The organism is Acetobacter senegalensis (genome assembly GCF_001499615.1).
Taxonomy (GTDB): Bacteria; Pseudomonadota; Alphaproteobacteria; order Acetobacterales; family Acetobacteraceae; genus Acetobacter; species Acetobacter senegalensis.
Map to the genome: position 1 here is coordinate 649,666 of NZ_LN606600.1, position 16,651 is coordinate 666,316.

The 16,651-nt window shown below is 57.7% G+C and carries 15 protein-coding genes; 6 read left to right on the forward strand and 9 right to left on the reverse strand.

The window, feature by feature from the left end; translation table 11 throughout:
- Nucleotides 1-2: 2 nt before the first annotated feature.
- Both ASN_RS02795 and ASN_RS20110 read right to left on the reverse strand, forming a co-directional pair.
- The gene (locus ASN_RS02795) at nucleotides 3-1,205 is read right to left on the reverse strand and encodes a pyridoxal phosphate-dependent aminotransferase (RefSeq protein ID WP_035380499.1); all 1,203 of its coding nucleotides are present in this window, start codon (nucleotides 1,203-1,205) and stop codon (nucleotides 3-5) included.
- 193 nt (nucleotides 1,206-1,398) lie between these two features.
- Nucleotides 1,399-2,571 (reverse strand): glutamate--tRNA ligase family protein, encoded by a 1,173-nt coding sequence (locus ASN_RS20110; protein ID WP_231948335.1) that lies wholly within the window; start codon nucleotides 2,569-2,571, stop codon nucleotides 1,399-1,401.
- A 392-nt stretch (nucleotides 2,572-2,963) separates the two neighbouring features.
- Between ASN_RS20110 and ASN_RS02810 the strand changes: the two genes are divergently transcribed.
- Nucleotides 2,964-3,527: an HNH endonuclease gene (locus tag ASN_RS02810; RefSeq protein ID WP_035382261.1), complete on the forward strand. Its 564-nt coding sequence runs from the start codon at nucleotides 2,964-2,966 to the stop codon at nucleotides 3,525-3,527.
- Between the two features lie 27 nt (nucleotides 3,528-3,554).
- On the opposite strand, the gene ASN_RS02815 is transcribed toward ASN_RS02810, so the two are convergent.
- A complete protein-coding gene (locus tag ASN_RS02815; RefSeq protein WP_035382322.1) occupies nucleotides 3,555-3,854 on the reverse strand; it encodes a hypothetical protein in 300 nt (99 codons plus the stop codon).
- Nucleotides 3,855-4,061: 207 nt separating this feature from the next.
- Entirely contained in the window at nucleotides 4,062-4,268 is a 207-nt protein-coding gene (locus ASN_RS02820; protein ID WP_035382323.1) for a heavy-metal-associated domain-containing protein, read from the reverse strand.
- A 124-nt stretch (nucleotides 4,269-4,392) separates the two neighbouring features.
- Here ASN_RS02820 and ASN_RS02825 point away from each other — a divergent pair, with 124 nt between their 5' ends.
- Entirely contained in the window at nucleotides 4,393-5,073 is a 681-nt protein-coding gene (locus ASN_RS02825) for a hypothetical protein (protein WP_058987143.1), read from the forward strand.
- Between the two features lie 198 nt (nucleotides 5,074-5,271).
- Here the strand turns inward: ASN_RS02825 and hpnR are convergent, their stop codons facing one another.
- Nucleotides 5,272-6,813, reverse strand: a complete 1,542-nt coding sequence (hpnR, locus tag ASN_RS02830) for a hopanoid C-3 methylase HpnR (protein ID WP_006559911.1) — start codon at nucleotides 6,811-6,813, stop codon at nucleotides 5,272-5,274.
- A gap of 393 nt (nucleotides 6,814-7,206) precedes the next feature.
- Nucleotides 7,207-7,629 (reverse strand): nucleoside-diphosphate kinase, encoded by a 423-nt coding sequence (gene ndk / locus ASN_RS02835; protein ID WP_058989080.1) that lies wholly within the window; start codon nucleotides 7,627-7,629, stop codon nucleotides 7,207-7,209.
- 129 nt (nucleotides 7,630-7,758) lie between these two features.
- Here ndk and ASN_RS02840 point away from each other — a divergent pair, with 129 nt between their 5' ends.
- From ASN_RS02840 to ASN_RS02860, 4 genes are all read left to right on the forward strand, one after another.
- Nucleotides 7,759-9,657 (forward strand): ABC-F family ATP-binding cassette domain-containing protein, encoded by a 1,899-nt coding sequence (locus ASN_RS02840; RefSeq protein ID WP_058987144.1) that lies wholly within the window; start codon nucleotides 7,759-7,761, stop codon nucleotides 9,655-9,657.
- A 415-nt stretch (nucleotides 9,658-10,072) separates the two neighbouring features.
- A complete protein-coding gene (locus ASN_RS02845) occupies nucleotides 10,073-11,197 on the forward strand; it encodes an AI-2E family transporter (RefSeq protein ID WP_081473639.1) in 1,125 nt (374 codons plus the stop codon).
- Between the two features lie 73 nt (nucleotides 11,198-11,270).
- Nucleotides 11,271-11,948, forward strand: coding sequence for a response regulator transcription factor (locus ASN_RS02850; RefSeq protein ID WP_006559906.1), 678 nt, complete (start codon nucleotides 11,271-11,273; stop codon nucleotides 11,946-11,948).
- A gap of 467 nt (nucleotides 11,949-12,415) precedes the next feature.
- Nucleotides 12,416-13,147, forward strand: a complete 732-nt coding sequence (locus ASN_RS02860) for an SIMPL domain-containing protein (protein ID WP_058987146.1) — start codon at nucleotides 12,416-12,418, stop codon at nucleotides 13,145-13,147.
- 262 nt (nucleotides 13,148-13,409) lie between these two features.
- Here the strand turns inward: ASN_RS02860 and ASN_RS19420 are convergent, their stop codons facing one another.
- The 3 genes from ASN_RS19420 to thrS all read right to left on the reverse strand — a co-directional run bounded on the left by ASN_RS19420 (nucleotide 13,410) and on the right by thrS (nucleotide 16,485).
- Complete coding sequence (locus ASN_RS19420; RefSeq protein ID WP_058987147.1) at nucleotides 13,410-13,721, reverse strand: hypothetical protein; 312 nt, start codon at nucleotides 13,719-13,721, stop codon at nucleotides 13,410-13,412.
- A gap of 137 nt (nucleotides 13,722-13,858) precedes the next feature.
- Entirely contained in the window at nucleotides 13,859-14,380 is a 522-nt protein-coding gene (gene infC / locus ASN_RS02870; RefSeq protein WP_035382270.1) for a translation initiation factor IF-3, read from the reverse strand.
- 173 nt (nucleotides 14,381-14,553) lie between these two features.
- A complete protein-coding gene (gene thrS / locus ASN_RS02875) occupies nucleotides 14,554-16,485 on the reverse strand; it encodes a threonine--tRNA ligase (protein ID WP_006560201.1) in 1,932 nt (643 codons plus the stop codon).
- Between the last annotated feature and the right edge of the window lie 166 nt (nucleotides 16,486-16,651).

Sequence of the window (16,651 nt, forward strand, 5' to 3'; positions counted from 1 at the left end):
GCTTACACAAGCCCCGCGCAGAACCGCTGGATGCGCGCGCAGGCTTCCCGCAGGCTTTCCGTATCCGTGGCATAGGAAATCCGCATATGGCCCGGATACATGAAGGCGGAGCCATGCACGGCAGCCACCCCTTCTTCTTCCAGCAGAGCCGTTACGAACGCTTCATCCGTATCCAGCTTGTGGCCACCGGCAGAGGTCTTGCCCAGACAGCCTTCCAGAGACGGAAACACGTAAAACGCGCCTTCCGGCTTGTCACACTGCAAGCCTTTTGCCTGATTGAGCATGGACACCACCAGATCACGCCGGCCCTGATAGGTTGTCACCATCTCGCCAATAAAGTTCTGCGGGCCGGTCAGCGCTTCAACCGCAGCGGCCTGTGCAATGGAGCACGCGTTGGAGGTGGATTGCCCCTGCAACTTGTTCATGGCCTTGGTCATTTCCACCGGCGCGCCAGAGAACCCAATGCGCCAGCCGGTCATGGCATAGGCCTTTGAAACACCGTTCATGGTCACGGTGCGGGCGCGCAGGCGGGGTTCCACTTCCACAAATGTGGCGGGACGGAAACCATCATACGCCAGCTTGGCGTAAATATCGTCCGTAAAGACCCACACATGCGGGTGGCGCAGCAGCACATCACACAGCGGCCGCAGGTCTTCAGCAGAATAAGCTGCCCCCGTGGGGTTGCACGGGGAGTTCAGGAAGAACCATTTGGTGCGCGGCGTAATGGCGGCTTCCAGTTCCTCAGCGGTCAGCTTGAAGCCGTTTTCACGCTTGCAGGGCACAATCACCGGCACGCCTTCCGCCAGCGTGACAATATCGGGGTAGGACACCCAGCATGGAGCCGGAATAATGGCTTCATCCCCAGGGTTCAGGGAAGCCATCATGGCGTTGTAGATCACCTGCTTGCCGCCGGTGGAAACAATCACTTCCTCGGGCGTGTAATCCAGCCCGCTATCCATGCGGAAGCGTTCCGCCACGGCCTTGCGCAGTTCGGGGGTGCCCGCAACGTCGGTGTAGCGGGTTTTGCCGTCTTCAATCGCCTTCATGGCGGCGCGGGCAATATTGTCCGGGGTGCGGAAATCCGGCTCTCCGGCTGAAAGGCTGATAATATCCCGACCTTCCGCCTTCAGCGCGCGGGCCTTGGTCGAAATAACAATCGTCTGACTGGGGCTGATCCTGTTCAGACGGTCAGCGACAATGCTCATGATTTCCACACTTCCTGACTCAATTTTTCATTCTCGCCGCCTCAGGCGGCCGAAGCATGATGGGAGATGATTCCAAAAATCCCGCTTCGCGCGGCACAGTAATGCGCTTCTGCCTCCGGCGGAACCGGAGAAAGGCCTTTCTGCCATGATTTTTACGTAAGGCGCGGCTCTTCTCGCGTTGCCCCGGCTTTTTTCAGGTGGAGCAACCTGCAAACACCGCCATGGCCCGCACGGCTTCCGGTGTCATGCCCGCTACGCGCATCTCCCGCACAGACGCCGCACCATCCCGTTTGGACAGCCGCCGCCCCTGCGCATCACATAAAAGCGGATGAAACACATAAGTGGGCGTGCGCCACCCCATAAGCGCCTGCAACAGCCGGTGCAGGTCCGTGGCCGGGCGCAAATCCTCCCCCCGTGCCACCAACGTGACACCCTGCATGGCATCATCATGCGTGACACAAAGGTGATAAGACGCAGGCACATCCCGACGCGCCAACACGACATCGCCAAACAATTCCGGCGTGCAGACCACCCGGCCCCGGTCCAGATCTTCATAAACCAGCGGCCATACGGAACGCGTCATCTGAAAATGGTCCTGCTCAGTGCCGCCAGTGCGCGCCTGTTGCTGCCCCTCGCCCCACCTCTGCGTTCGCTCTGATGCATGCGGAGAATGCCCGCACTGTGATCGTGCGGGAAGTGCTTCTGCTTCTGCTTCTGCTTCTGCTTCTGCTTCTGCTTCTGCTTCTGCTTCTGCTTCTGCTTCTGCTTCTGCTTCTGCTTCTGCTTCTGCTTCTGCTTCTGCTTCTGCTTCTGCTTCTGCTTCTGCTTCTGCTTCTGCTTCTGCTTCTGCTTCTGCTTCTGCTTCTGCTTCCAGGCTGGCTTTTTCACGCACCAAGGCAAGCGCTTTTTCCATATCCAGCCGCAGAACGTGTGGCTTGCCCTCCGCCAGACGCCGTGCCCGTTCCGGCCCGCTGAGGTGACGGCAGGTTCCGGGATAGAGCAGACTGCCATCCGGGGCAGTATGTGGGGCGGAGAACATCCCCGCCTGTTCCCGTGCGATTTTCGAGCGGGTGCAAAAGCACGGATACAACACCCCCAGCCGGTCAAGCTCCGCCAGAGTGCGGGCATAAGCGGACATACGGGCCGACTGATATAGCACTGCGCCATCCGGCTTCAGGCCCAACCAGTCCAGATCTTTCAGAATGGCGGTAGCGTATTCAGCGCGGCAGCGTTGCGGGTCAATATCCTCCATCCGCACCAGCCAGCGGCCGCCCGGCTTTGCGTATCGCCACCCGAACAAAGCCGACGCCACATGGCCAAGATGTAGGAACCCGGTTGGACTCGGTGCAAAACGGGTGACCCACATTCACACTTTCCCCTTTACAGTCTGCAACAATCCCTTCCCACCAAAATGCCGTTTGAAAAGCCGGTGTCTGAAGGCCGATGATCGCCCTCCGGGGCTGAAAAACCAGATGTGCCAGCAGGGTGGCTGACATCGAAACGACACACCAAGACAATCAGCCACCAACACACCTGCCCGACTACCCTGACAAATTTTTCAAACAGCCTCCAGATGACGCCAATAGAGAAATAATACTGTTTTATGAAATACTTGCGCGTTTTCTTGCTGCAAGCCCGGTTATCTGCAATACTGTTGACACAAAGTGATCTCGACGACGCACCTCCAACGGCGTTCCGCTCAGAGTTTATAACGCCAGTGTTGAAGCTGCGCCCTCACGAGAAACAGGGAGGCGGGTTTTGGCTGATGGCAGTACGCTGAATTTTCCGGCACTGGTCCTTAATGCGGATTTTCGTCCGCTCTCTTACTTTCCGCTCTCGCTCTGGTCCTGGCAGGACACAATGAAGGCCGTGTGTCTGGACCGGGTTTCTGTATTGAGCGAATATGATGCTGAAGTTCATTCCCCCCACCGCACCTTCCGCCTCCCCAGCGTTATTGCGCTGAAAGACTACGTTCCAGCCGCCCGGAAACCAGCTTTTACCCGCTTCAATGTTTTCCTGCGGGATAATTTTTCCTGCCAGTATTGCGGTGACAAATTCCCCACACATGATCTGACGTTTGACCACGTGATTCCGCGCTGCAAAGGTGGACGCACCACATGGGAAAACGTGGTAACGGCCTGCGGTGTCTGTAATCTGCGCAAAGGCCCGCATCTGCCGCATGTTATTGGTATGCTGCCCCGCGCACGGCCTGCACGGCCTACATCATGGCAGTTACAGGATAACGGGCGCGCTTTCCCGCCAAACTATCTGCACGAAAGCTGGCGTGATTACCTGTATTGGGACACGGAACTGGAAAGCTAGGGCAACAGCCCAACCGCCTTTCGGCGCTTATTTGGTATAGCTGTAACCGTATTCATCCGCCTGCTTTTGCAGGTCTGGCGCATCTTTCAGGTTCAGGGGCAGCGGGTGTGCGTTTTTCTCACCCAACACCAGATTATGGTTGCTCATACGCTGGCAGGTATTGGCTGCAAGCGGAAAGCTGAGAAACATGGGGCCCTTCATCTGCTTGCGCAGGCAGGACACATCCGTATCCAGCAGCGGCACCCGTCCAATTTCAGAAGAACAGCCGCCCAGCAGCGCCAATCCACCCAGCATCATGCCAAGGCCGAGGGTCTTTTTTGCTCGCATTCCCACCAAACTCACCATTTCCGTGCGCCATGGGGCTTTTGCCCCAGCCTTACCGGCGTCACATTGCCACGCCTGCTGCACGCAGCATAGAGCACCGGCTGGCACATCCCCCCCGTGCACACCGCATGACATGTCATGCCCAAGGAGGACTTTACTGCACCGGATGTTATCCGCACGTTCTGGCCCCATAATGGGAGCCACAATGCATCAGCTTACGTCGTACCCGGCACCTCGAATGGCGTTCTGTAGGGAAGACGTTCCAGCCCGCTGAGGGTCATACTGAATTTTCACTTCTCCTGTTGCCAGATTAACATCCGTATCCTGCACCCCATCCACGGCGGCCAGCGCGCGCTTGATGGCAGAAACACACCCGTCGCAGGACATTCCTTCGACAATGAAACTTGCCGTAGCCATAAGTCCATTCGCCTCCCATTTTGTCATGACTGCATGCAGCATACCGCACTTATTGGCCTGCCTAAAGCGGGGTCCTTACTTTCATCCCCTGTGCGCCGTGCCACAGGTGCGATAAAACCAGCCTATGCAGAAAATTCGCTCTGTTTCCCCATCGGCTTCCGCGCTTCCGTCTGCCTGGCGAGATACCGCGCCCCACCGGCTGATGCTCACAGCTTTGCTGAACATGCTGGATAACGCGCTGCTCACCACAGACAGCGCCACCCGCACACTGGAACAATGGTGCCGCACCCATCACCTTGCCGGAGGCACGCCTGCCGCACCCGCTGTCAGAGCAATTCTTGTGGATACCCCCCAGCGCCCCTGCCCAGATAGTTTACGTGTGCATCTGGCCCTTCCCGCACAAGGAGAGAAGGCTCTGCGCTATCGGCATGTGCGGTTGATGTGCGGCAGTCTGGTGCTATCCGACGCAGAAAACTGGTATCTGCCTGAGCGCCTGACGGCAAAGATGAACACAGAGCTGGAAACCACAGACACCCCATTCGGGCGTGCCATTGCAGATCTCGCATTCACCCGGCAGTTGGTGGTGGCAGAACGGCTGTGGTCTCCCCTGCCACAGGGATGGGAAAACACCCCTATCCCCGCCGGGACAGGCGAGACTCTGGATATGCCACCGCAAACCCTGCGCCATCAGGCCGTGCTGCATCAGCCCGATGGGTTGCCACTCAGCGCCGTGATTGAAACCTATACCAGCGCGGCCTTTCACTTTCCGCCGCCTGACATGCCGGACGACCAGACTAAAAACTGACCGCACCCCGTCTGATCGTCTGATCGTCTGATCGTCTGATCGTCTGATCGTCTGATCGTCTGATCGTCTGATCGTCTGATCGTCTGATCGTCTGATCGTCTGATCGTCTGATCGTCTGATCGTCTGAAGCGTGCTGACTAGACCGGGGCCTGTGTCAACAGGCTCCGGCAGGTCTCAGATGGCAGTTTCGTTTTCCGTTCAGACGTTTTCGCCCATCCGGGTTTCGTCCACAAATTTTTCTGTCTTGTCATCCAGCGCACGGGTTTTGCGTCCACCGGGGCCGTGCACATACAGATCCTTGCGGTCGATGGATTTCACCACGTCGGGCTGGATCGGCATCAGGTAACGGGCCTTGCGCATATGGTCGGCAAGCTGAAGCTTGGGATTGAAGACCGAATTGAACTTCCACAGCATTTTGACAAAGTTGGTCTGCCCCTTCAGGAGCAGCCGTCCGGCAATGCCTGCGGTATCCTTGAGCGCCTGCCACCCCATATGCTTGGTGTTGAGCACCTGCTGGGTTTTCACCAGTTCCTCATAAAACTCAGGCAGTGGCAGCTTGGTGGGCAGAACAGCGTGCTGAATATCAAACAGGCGATAGTCACGCGTGGTCAGGCGGCGCGCTTCCCTGTGCCAGATTTCCGTGCCCGGATAGGGGGTGGTGACGGAAATATTCACAATTTCCGGAATTTCCAGACACCACTGGCGCACGGCTTCAAAGCGGCTACGGTCCCAATCGGGGTCAGCAATAATGTTGATCGCCACAATCAGACCCAGTGAACGGGCGTAATCCAGCGCTTCAAAATTCTTGTCGAGAGAGACGCGTTTGCGGAACTGCTTCAGCCCTTCCTCATCCACCGCTTCCATGCCGATGAAGATGTAGGAAAGACCAATTTCGCTCCAGACCTTGAACACTTCTTTGTTGCGCAGCAGCACGTCTGCACGGGTTTCAAGGTAGTATTCTTTCTTGATGCCGCGTTTCTTGATCTCATTGGCAATGGCCATGCCGTGCTCTTCATGCACAAAGGCCACGTCATCCACAATGAAGATACCTGGCTCCTTGATTTCCTCCAGTTCGTCCGCAATCACCTGTGGGCTGGCAGTGCGGTAGGAGCGACCATAGAAGGTCCAGGCGGAACAGAATGTGCAGTCCCACGGGCAGCCACGCGCAAATTCGATAGACGCCGCCGGATCAAGCGTGCCGATAAAATACTTGTTGCGGTGCCGCAGAAGATCACGCGCAGGGCGGATATCATCAAGGGATTTGACAAAAGTGGGCGGCGGGCCTTCCCCATCCATGGTGACCACACCGGGCACTTCCAGAATATCCGTACCGTCTTCCACCGCCTTCAGCAGCGTGCCAACGGATGCGTCACCCTCCCCTTTCAGGATACAGTTGACCGCCCCTTCAGACAGCGCCAGCACATCCCGCGCGATAAAGGAGACGGAGTGCCCTCCAATGAACTGGAAAATATTGGGATAATGCAGGCGCGTTGCGCGGCAGAGATCAATAATTTCCGGTACATTGGCCAGATAACTGCCTGAAAAACAAACCGCATCAGGCTGGAAATCATGCACCAGCTTCCAGTAATCCTTATGGGTCTCAACCTGTAGATCAATAATCCGGACATCGTGCCCGGCATCACGCGCCGCCCCGGCCACCAGTTCCAGGCCAAGAGGTTCGAGCCTGAGAAACACTTTTGTGTACATCAGAGCACTGGGATGAACCGCCAGAACTTTCATGCCATTCCTTTCGGTAGCGGCAGATGCAAACGCAGCATCGGGCCGAATGTGTCAGCAAGAGTTGAAGGCGCAAACTATAAACTATTCGCCTGCGGGAACATGGAGACAACCTGCCATCACCCATGCATCTGACGGCCACCTTGCTGAAGGGTGTATCAAAAAAGACAATAATGCCTTGATTTGAAAGATTTTACTTTTGGCCGCCTTATAAAACGCACGCGCCGATCCGTGGATGCATGTCACTTATAACTTCTGCGTGCAGCACAGGCCCAAAAACAGAACAGGCCCGCACCTGGCATCCTGACGCATCATGCGCAGAATGCCCGGCCGGGCCTGTTGCTGAACCGTGCCTGCGCCCTGTTCAGGGCATCAGGCGCGGTGCCTCAATTCTTCTCAGGGAAGAATTTCGGTTTCCGCAAAGAAGAAGCGGATTTCGTTGGCAGCGTTTTCTGCGCTGTCAGAACCGTGCACGGAGTTTGCTTCAATGCTTTCAGCAAACTGAGCGCGGATGGTGCTGGCTTCGGCCTTTTTCGGGTCCGTAGCGCCCATCACTTCGCGGTTTTTGGCAACGGCGTTTTCGCCTTCCAGAACCTGCAGCACAACCGGGCCGGAGATCATGAAGGACACCAGATCGTTGTAGAACGGGCGTTCCTTGTGCACAGCGTAGAAAGCGCCAGCCTGGGCCGGGGTCAGCTGCACGCGCTTCTGAGCCACAATTTTCAGGCCAGCGTCTTCAAACACGGCGTTGATCTTGCCGGTCAGGTTGCGGCGGGTTGCGTCGGGCTTAATGATGGAAAGAGTGCGTTCTGTCGCCATCTTGGGTTCTCCTCTGTGGTTCAGCCGCCAGAAACGCGGCCTTTCAGCCTGCTCCTCTAGAGCATATTCGCGCAGGCTGGTAGGTACTTCCCTCATCAAACGACACTTGCAGCAGAAACGAGAGCCCCGTTGAGTCTTCTTGTCATCTCAGACCTTACCCTCCGCATTGCAGGCCGCACCCTGCTTGATCAGGCTGACCTCTCCATAGAGCCAGGCCGCAAGGTTGGGCTTGTGGGGCGCAACGGAGCCGGAAAATCCACCCTACTGGCCGCCATTGCGGGCGATATTGCGCCAGATGGCGGGGAAATCCGCCTCTCTGCCCGCGCGCGCATGGCCCGGGTGAAGCAGGAAGCCCCGGCCGATGGTGCCTCGCTGATCGAGACGGTTCTGGCCGGAGACACCGAGCGCACGGCCCTGTTGACCGAGGCTGAAACCGCAACAGACCCCGTGCGCATTGCCGAAATTCACGAACGCCTGCGCGCCATCGGGGCGGAGAGCGCCCCTGCCCGGGCGGCTTCTGTTCTGGCGGGGCTTGGGTTTAACGCAGAAGCCCAGCTTCGCCCTGTATCAGACTTTTCGGGCGGCTGGCGGATGCGTGTGTCTCTGGCTACGGCCCTGTTTCTGGAGCCCGACCTGCTGCTGCTGGACGAACCAACCAACCATCTGGACCTTGAAGCCACCCTCTGGCTGGAAACATGGCTGATCCGATTCGCCGGTGCGGCACTGATTGTCAGCCATGATCGCGGCCTTCTGGATTCGTGCGTGGATGCCATTGCCCATCTGGACAAAGGCAAACTGACCCTGACCCCCGGCGGATACGAGAATTTTGTACGAATCCGCACCGAGCACGCCCTGCAACAAGCCCGGCAGGCAGAAAAAATTGCGGCCCAGCGGGCCCATATGCAGTCCTTTGTAGACCGCTTCCGCGCCAAGGCCACCAAAGCCCGGCAGGCACAGGCACGGCTGAAAGCGCTTGAAAAACTGCCCGCCATTGAAGCCGTGGTGGAAGATGCGCCCACCCGCTTTGCCTTCCCGGAGCCGGAACAGCTTCCGCCCCCCATGCTGACCATGAACCGCGTGAGTGTGGGCTATGGCGGCAAGCCTGTGCTCTCCAACATCTCGCTGCGGCTGGATATGGAAGACCGTATTGCTCTGCTAGGTGCCAACGGTAACGGGAAATCCACCTTCGCCAAACTGGTGGCGGGGCGACTTGAACCGCTCTCAGGCACGCTGGAACGCAATCCGCGATTGAAGATCGGCTATTTTGCCCAGCATCAGGCCGAAGAACTGGTGCTGAACGATACCCCGATAGACCACATGGCTCGCGCCCTGCCCAAAGCGCTGCCCCCCGTTATCCGTGCCCAGCTTGCCCGCTTCGGGCTGGATGCGGACCGGGCGGAAACCCCTGTGCGCGACCTCTCGGGTGGTGAAAAAGCCCGGCTGCTGCTGGCGCTGGCCACACGGGATGCGCCCCAGCTGCTGATTCTGGACGAACCGACCAACCATCTTGATCTGGATGCGCGAGATGCGCTGGTACGTGCCCTTTCTGAATTTGAAGGCGCCGTGCTGCTTATCAGCCATGATCCGCATCTGGTGGAACTGGTGGCGGACCGCCTGTGGCTGGTAGCAGATGGCAAGGTGACGCCTTTTGAAGGCGACATGGCGGAATACAAAAGCTGGCTGATTGAACAGAACCGCTCCGCCAACCGCAGCGCCAAACAGCAGGACACAGCCTCCCAGCAAAGCCGGAAGGATGACAGGCGCGAACGCGCGGAGGCCCGCAAGGCGCAGGCCCCCCTGCGCAAGATCATCAAGGATGCCGAATCCCGGCTGGCCAAACTGGCCACCGAACGCGCCAAGATAGAAGCATCGCTGGCAGACCCCGCCCTTTATACGGATGGCAAGGCAGAAGACGTCACCCGCCTGAACACCCGGCTGGCCGCCATTGGCAAGGAACAGGCAGAGGTTGAAGAACGCTGGCTGGAAGCCGAAGCGGAACTGGAAGCCGCCAACGCTGAGGAAGACTGAAAAAGCAGGCAAAGCCGCCCCTGCGCCGGGGGGCGGCCCGGCTGCTCAGCTTCCGTGCCCCCTACTCACCTTTAATATAGAGCCGGTTTACTATGTAGCCGGTCTTCTTACGTCCGTTTTCCGTCCGTCTGGCGATTCCTTTGCCTGTATCGGGCGCGCATCTTGTCAGGGTCTGCCCCCCGCACACCGTCCCGCTACAACAGGCCCGCCACAACAGGGACGCAGAAAATTCCTTGAAGTGTCTGCTCTTTCCCGCCAGACATTTCCGCACTGGTTTTGGGAATATATCCCGCAAATTGTTTCAAAAACGACACTCCTTTACGGAATATATGACTTTATTACAGTCCGTAATGCACCCAAGGCGCCTGTTCTGCCGTTGTGTGACCTACGCCTTATTGTGAAAGAGCTTCTTTTTATGACGTCCGACCCTACTTCTTCCACTGTAGATACTGCGGCAGACCCTGCGACCCTCCCCTCCGATCCTGATAACAGCCCCTCCGCGTGGCTGGGCAGCATCACGCATATTCTGCGTCTGGCGGTGGCTCTTACCGTCATTGCCCTGACTGTCTGGCTGCTTGGCGATGTTCTGACCGTTATTTTTGCCGCAACATTGTTTGCGGTGGTGCTGCATGGGCTGTCCCGTATTCTCGTCAAACACCTGCATCTGCGGTACGGGTGGGCACTTTCTGCCGTCACGCTCGGGTTGATCGGGGCCGTTGTTCTTCTGATCTGGGGCAGTGGTCCCGCTATTGTCAGTGAAGCCTCCCGCCTGCAGGACGCGCTGCACCAGCAGGAATCTTCTCTTCGCGCCACGCTGGAGAGCAACCCCACCGGCCAGATGATCCTGAACTATCTGCCCTCATCCCTTGGCGGAAAGCAGGGCGGCGGTAGCAGTCTGGCGTCCATCGGCTCCCGCATTGCAGGCTCCATGACGGGCATTGTGGGCTCTGCCTTTGGTGTATTGGGCACCATTGTGGTGATTCTGATCGCGGGCCTGTATTTTGCCATGTCTCCCACCCTCTATGCCAACGGCGCGCTCCGGCTGGTGCCCGTTCCCCAGCGCCCCCGCGCAAAAGCATTGATGCTGCGTGCTGGCCAGAGCCTGTGGGCCTGGGTGGCCGGACAATCTCTGGACATGCTGGTGGTGGGCACATTATCCGGCATCGGGCTGTGGTTTATCGGGGTGCCGCTGGCGCTGGCGCTGGGCGTGCTGGCAGGGCTGTGCAACTTCATCCCGTATATCGGAGCGATCATGGGGGCGGTGCCGGCCCTGTTGCTGGCACTTTCTCTGGGCACGCGTGAAACCATCATGGTGGCTGCGCTTTATAGCGTAATCCAGTTTGTTGAAGGTAATATTCTAGCCCCCGTCATCCAGCGCCACGCGGTGCAGATGCCTCCGGCCATTACCATTCTGTCCCAGACCTTGTTCGGGGCCATTCTCGGCTTTCCCGGTCTGATCTTTGCCTCGCCTCTTACTGCCGCACTTCTTGCCATTTTTGACGGCCTCACGCCGCCGTTAGCAGATGACGAACGCGTATAGAAACGTTATCGTGACACTGGAGTAGGAACACCGTAATAATTTGGTAATTCGTTCCGGAGTCAAAGTTCAGGTAATGCGCATTCTTGTTATTGAAGATGACCTCACGGTCAGTAATTTTGTCGCGAAAGGCTTATCAGAGGCCGGACATCTGGTAGAGCAGGCTGACAACGGCAAAGATGGTCTTGCGCTGGCCATCAGTGAGAAATTCGATATCGTCATTCTGGACCGTCTGCTTCCCAATGGGGTGGACGGTCTGCATCTTCTCAAAACCCTGCGTGGGCAAGGCAACCTGACTCCGGTGCTTATGCTCTCCGCCCTGGCAGAGGTGGAAGACAAGGTGGCTGGCCTGAAGGCCGGAGCGGATGACTATGTCACCAAACCTTTCTCCTTTGCTGAGCTTGAAGCCCGCGTTGAGGCGCTGGTGCGCCGCAGCAGAAACGAGATCCAACCCCAGACCCGCCTGAGTGTGGGGGATCTGGAAATTGATCTGCTCTCCCGCGGTGTCAAACGGGCCGGGCAAAGGGTAGACCTTCAGCCGCGTGAATTCCGGCTGCTGGAATTTCTGATGCGCCACACCGGGCAGGTGGTCACCCGTACCATGCTGCTGGAAGGCGTGTGGGATTACCATTTTGACCCGCAAACCAACGTAATTGACGTGCATGTTTCCCGCCTGCGGCAGAAAATAGACAAGCCGTTCGGGCGGCCTCTGGTGCATACCATCCGCAATGCTGGCTACATGCTTCAGGAATAGTCTTTTCTACAAAAGAAGCTGGTCCTACCCCGGAACGGGGCGTTAATCCGTCCTGTTTTTGCAACCTACTCGCATGTGCGGAGCCTTCACCCCGAAGGTTCCGCACCGCTCTCCCGCCGCACACCCATGAGCCGAAGCCCGAGGAAAAGCTTTCTTCGCGTGCGGCATTAAAAGCGCTCTCTCTGGCCCTCATCCCACGTCCCAAAAGGACGGAGAGGTTATGCCCACGAGCCAGCCGAATCGCTCAGCGGCATCCGTATTTTCGGCACCTCTTTCTGCCTCTTCTCATCCTGCTTTTTGAAAGAAGCCGTAAAAAAGGCGGCTCTCACAGATTTCCGCCACGGATTTCCTGTAGGGTCAGACCTGAAGACAATTTCAGCACCCGGCGGCCAAGGCTGGCGTGGAAGATACGCTTTCATGCTGTCTGTAATTGTGCCTATGCCGCGTTTTAATAAGGACAAGAGTGCATGAGCCGCATCTTTTCTCTCCGTCACGCAGCGCCAATTGCCTGCGCCATGGCCGTGTTCAGCATCGGTGCGGCGCACGCCCAGAACGCCAAGCCAGAGGACACCTACACCAAACTGGACCTGACAGGCACCGGTTCAATAAAGGCGGCACCTGATCAGCTTACGGCCAGTTTCCGGGCCCAGAGCCGCGATAACAGTGCTGCAACGGCCCAGCAGGCCGTTAACAAACAGGTGCAGAAAGCCGCTGAGCTCGCGCAAAAAGCCGATGGCGTGACTGCCGCCATTCTGCATTATTCAGTTTCCGAAATTCGGGGCGAAAAAGACAAAAGTGCACCCTCGTGGGCGGCCAGCCAGACCATGACCTTCACTGCGGCGGATGGCAAAACCCTGCTTCCCCTCACTGGGCAGCTTCAGGCCAATGGGCTGCTGCTGGAAGGGCTGGAATGGTCTCTTTCCCCCGAGAAACAGAAAACTCTCCAGCTTGAAGCCGAAAAAGCTGCCGTCGCTGATCTGAAAAAACAGGCCGAAACACTGGCAACCTCACTTGGGCTGCATGTGGTGCGCTTTGCCACCGTGTCTGTATCTGGCACGCCATTTCCGCGCCCCGTCTTCATGTCCGCCATGATAGCCCGCGCTGAAGTTGCCCCCGCACCGCCTCCGCCGCCATCCAGCACCATGGAGACGCAAACCGTTCGGGCCTCCGCCAACGCCACTGTGCTTCTCGCACCCTAAACAAACGGACCAACGGGCTGGCGCATGACAGCCAGCCCTCTCCCTCCTGTCAGCCAAACATCTTCCCACGCTCCGGCCTTTATCCAGCGTGGAAACTGCTTCCCGATGGCCCCCAACCTGCTAGGCTTACGAAGCATCCTCAAAGTGGGGAAGCGAGGACTGACCGAGCATTCCCAAGGCCGAAAGAAGGTCACTATGCCGCTGCGCTGAAATACATCAGGACACAAACACAGCACAGACAGGCATAAACAAGAAGGTAAGATTAAGCTGGGCGATTTCTGAACCAGCCCCTTCCCTCTTCACCCGGCCTGCACCACGTCACCTTCTCAATTTTTGGCTTTTGGCTTTTGGCTTTTGGCTTTTGGCTTTTGGCTTTTGGCTTTTGGCTTTTGGCTTTTGGCTTTTGGCTTTTGGCTTTTGGCTTTTGGCTTTTGGCTTTTGGCTTTTGGCTTTTGGCTTTTGGCTTTTGGCTTTTGGCTTTTGGCTTTTGGCTTTTGGCTTTTGGCTTTTGGCTTTTGGCTGCACCACGCACGATCCAGCCAGCGTGCCAAACGAAAAAAAGCGCGTTGTGCATATAATCTGCACAACGCGCTTTTCTTTAATCTCAGTCAGACACGTGCCTGAAGCGGCTATCCCGAATACCGTTGACCTCGCCCCTTTTTGAGGCCAGCCCTCCTGATCCGGGAGCTTCAGGCACCTCCCTACACCCTGTTACCGTGGTGCGAGCACCATGATCATCTGGCGGTTTTCAAGGCGCGGCATCTGCTCCACCTTGGCCAGTTCATCCATTTCCGTGCGGATACGCTCAAGAACCTTGATCCCCAGTTCCTGATGCGCCATTTCACGCCCACGGAAGCGGAGGGTCACCTTGACCTTATCGCCATCCCCCAGGAAGCTTTTCACGGAACGCATCTTAACCTGGTAGTCATTTTCGTCGATATTCGGACGAACCTTGACTTCCTTGATTTCGATAACCTTCTGCTTCTTGCGGGCTTCGTTGCGCTTTTTCTGCTGCTCGTACTTGAACTTCCCGTAATCCAGAATCTTGGCAACGGGCGGCTCAGCGTTCGGGCTGATTTCAAGAAGATCAAGCCCAACGCCGTAAGCACGCGCAAGCGCATCACGGGTGGTCAATACACCGGCCATCTCGCCGTTTTCGTCAATCAGACGAACCTGCGGTACACGGATCTCCTCGTTAACACGTGGTCCCTCGCGGGTGGGCGGCGCGGGAATAGGGGGTCTGGCTATGGTCAGCTCCTGTCATGGATTCAATAAACAAACAAAAGCACCCGCTTGGGTGCTTCCGCTCTGCACAGTATTATGTGCGCAATTCCGGGGCATTTATCAAGCGTGTCCGCGCAGAAAACGCCGTCATCCCTGCCTTGTTCCAGATCGCACCCTGGTTTTTACATTTTTTTGCGCATATCCGGCGGTGTGGCCTCTGCGGCAAGACGGGTAACGGCCTCATCAAAGCCCAGATTTTCCTGATCCGTGCTGCCCAGCCGCCGCATAGCCACGGTGCGCTGCTCTGCCTCACGCCGGCCAACAACCAGAATAACCGGCACACGCGCCACACTGTGCTCGCGAATCTTGGCGTTGATCTTGTCGTTCCGCACGTCAGCCTCAGCCGCCAGACCAGCCTCCCGAAGGGCGGCTGTCACTTCCTCGGCATAGGGTGCGGCATCACTCACAATGGAGGCCACCACAACCTGCACAGGTGCCAGCCACAGCGGGAAGCGCCCCGCATGCTGTTCGATCAGGATACCAAGGAACCGCTCAAAGGACCCCAGAATGGCGCGATGCAGCATGACCGGGCGGTGCCGCGCGGAGTCCTCACCGATATAGCTGGCATCGAGTCGTTCCGGCAGAACCAGATCGACCTGCAAGGTGCCGCACTGCCAGTCCCGCCCAATGGCATCACGCAGCACAAATTCCAGCTTCGGCCCATAGAACGCGCCTTCACCGGGGTTATATTCATAGTCCACGCCAGCCACGGTGCAGGCTTCTTTCAGCGCGCTTTCCGCCTTGTCCCACGTGGCGTCACTTCCGGCCCGCTGTTCAGGGCGATCAGCAAACTTCACGCGCACATGTTCAAAGCCCAGATCCTTGTAAACCGCATGCAGCATGTGCACGAACTTTACAGTTTCATCAGCAATCTGGTCTTCGGTGCAGAAGATATGGGCGTCATCCTGCGTAAAGCCACGCACACGCATCAGGCCGTGCAGCGCGCCTGAAGGTTCATACCGGTGGCAGGCCCCAAATTCCGCCATGCGCAAGGGCAGTTCACGGTAGGACCGCAGGCCATGGCGGAAAATCTGCACATGGCACGGGCAGTTCATGGGCTTGAGGGCGAGTGTCTTGTCCTCATCCTCAACCGTGGCCACAAACATGTGGTGGCGGTATTTGTCCCAGTGGCCGGAGGCCTCCCACAGGGCGCGGTCCACCAGTTGCGGCGTGCGCACTTCCTGATAGCCGTTGCGGGTCTGGGCCCGACGCATATAGTCCTGCAAAGCGGAATACAGACGCCAGCCCTTGGCGTGCCAGAAAATCTGGCCCACGGCTTCTTCCTGAAAATGGAACAGATCCATTTCCCGCCCAATGCGGCGGTGGTCGCGCCGTTCAGCTTCTTCAAGCTGGTGCAGGTGTGCATCCAGTTCCTTCTGGTCACGCCACGCCGTGCCGTAGATGCGGGTCAGCATGGGGTTGCGATGGTCCCCACGCCAATAGGCCCCGGCCACCTTCATGAGCTTGAAAGCGGTGCCCACATCCTTGGTGGAGCGCAGGTGCGGCCCACGGCACAGATCCAGCCATTCGCCCTGACGGTAGATGGAAATATCTTCATCTTCCGGCAGATCACGGATCAGTTCGGCTTTGAAGCGCTCGCCTTTTTCTTCAAAGAAGGCAATGGCTTTATCCCGTGGCCACACTTCCCGCACAAACGGTTCCGCGTTGGCCACAATTTCCTTCATCCGCGCTTCAATGGCGGCAAAATCTTCCGGGCTGAACGGCTCGTTGCGGTAAAAATCGTAATAGAAACCGTTTTCAATGGACGGCCCGATGGTGACCTGAGTTCCGGGGAACAGGGACTGCACAGCCTCCGCCAGCACGTGGGCCGCGTCATGCCGGATCATTTCCAGCGATTCCGGGTCCTTGCGGGTAATGAAGCGGATGGATGCGTCCTGTTCAATCGGACGGCTGATATCCTGCAACGCCCCATTTACTTCCATGGCAAGCGCCGCCTTGGCCAGACCGGGGCCGATTGACCCGGCGATGGTCGTGCCCGTTACCGGCCCGTCAAAACTGCGAACGGATCCGTCGGGCAAGGTGATGGCAGGCATGGAAGAACTCCAGAATACTGAAAAGATGAAAAAAACGTTCAGAAACCGTCTGATACACCCGCAACCGGCGGCAGGGAGAGGGCTTGGGGGCTGAAAGGACGGATTCTGAAAGCCCGATGCGAAACACCGGGACAAAAAGCCAACGCATTCAGACGCAAAAAGCCCC

What these genes read in the sequence shown, in the direction of transcription:
- ASN_RS02860 (WP_058987146.1), top strand. Translation starts at nt 12,416, where the DNA reads ATGAGCCGCATCTTTTCTCTCCGTCACGCAGCGCCAATTGCCTGCGCC.
- ASN_RS02815 (WP_035382322.1), bottom strand. Translation starts at nt 3,854, where the DNA reads ATGCGAGCAAAAAAGACCCTCGGCCTTGGCATGATGCTGGGTGGATTG.
- hpnR (WP_006559911.1), bottom strand. Translation starts at nt 6,813, where the DNA reads ATGAAAGTTCTGGCGGTTCATCCCAGTGCTCTGATGTACACAAAAGTG.
- ASN_RS02850 (WP_006559906.1), top strand. Translation starts at nt 11,271, where the DNA reads ATGCGCATTCTTGTTATTGAAGATGACCTCACGGTCAGTAATTTTGTC.
- ASN_RS19420 (WP_058987147.1), bottom strand. Translation starts at nt 13,721, where the DNA reads ATGCACAACGCGCTTTTTTTCGTTTGGCACGCTGGCTGGATCGTGCGT.
- ASN_RS02795 (WP_035380499.1), bottom strand. Translation starts at nt 1,205, where the DNA reads ATGAGCATTGTCGCTGACCGTCTGAACAGGATCAGCCCCAGTCAGACG.
- ASN_RS02825 (WP_058987143.1), top strand. Translation starts at nt 4,393, where the DNA reads ATGCAGAAAATTCGCTCTGTTTCCCCATCGGCTTCCGCGCTTCCGTCT.
- ndk (WP_058989080.1), bottom strand. Translation starts at nt 7,629, where the DNA reads ATGGCGACAGAACGCACTCTTTCCATCATTAAGCCCGACGCAACCCGC.
- ASN_RS20110 (WP_231948335.1), bottom strand. Translation starts at nt 2,571, where the DNA reads ATGTGGGTCACCCGTTTTGCACCGAGTCCAACCGGGTTCCTACATCTT.
- ASN_RS02820 (WP_035382323.1), bottom strand. Translation starts at nt 4,268, where the DNA reads ATGGCTACGGCAAGTTTCATTGTCGAAGGAATGTCCTGCGACGGGTGT.
- ASN_RS02845 (WP_081473639.1), top strand. Translation starts at nt 10,073, where the DNA reads ATGACGTCCGACCCTACTTCTTCCACTGTAGATACTGCGGCAGACCCT.
- thrS (WP_006560201.1), bottom strand. Translation starts at nt 16,485, where the DNA reads ATGCCTGCCATCACCTTGCCCGACGGATCCGTTCGCAGTTTTGACGGG.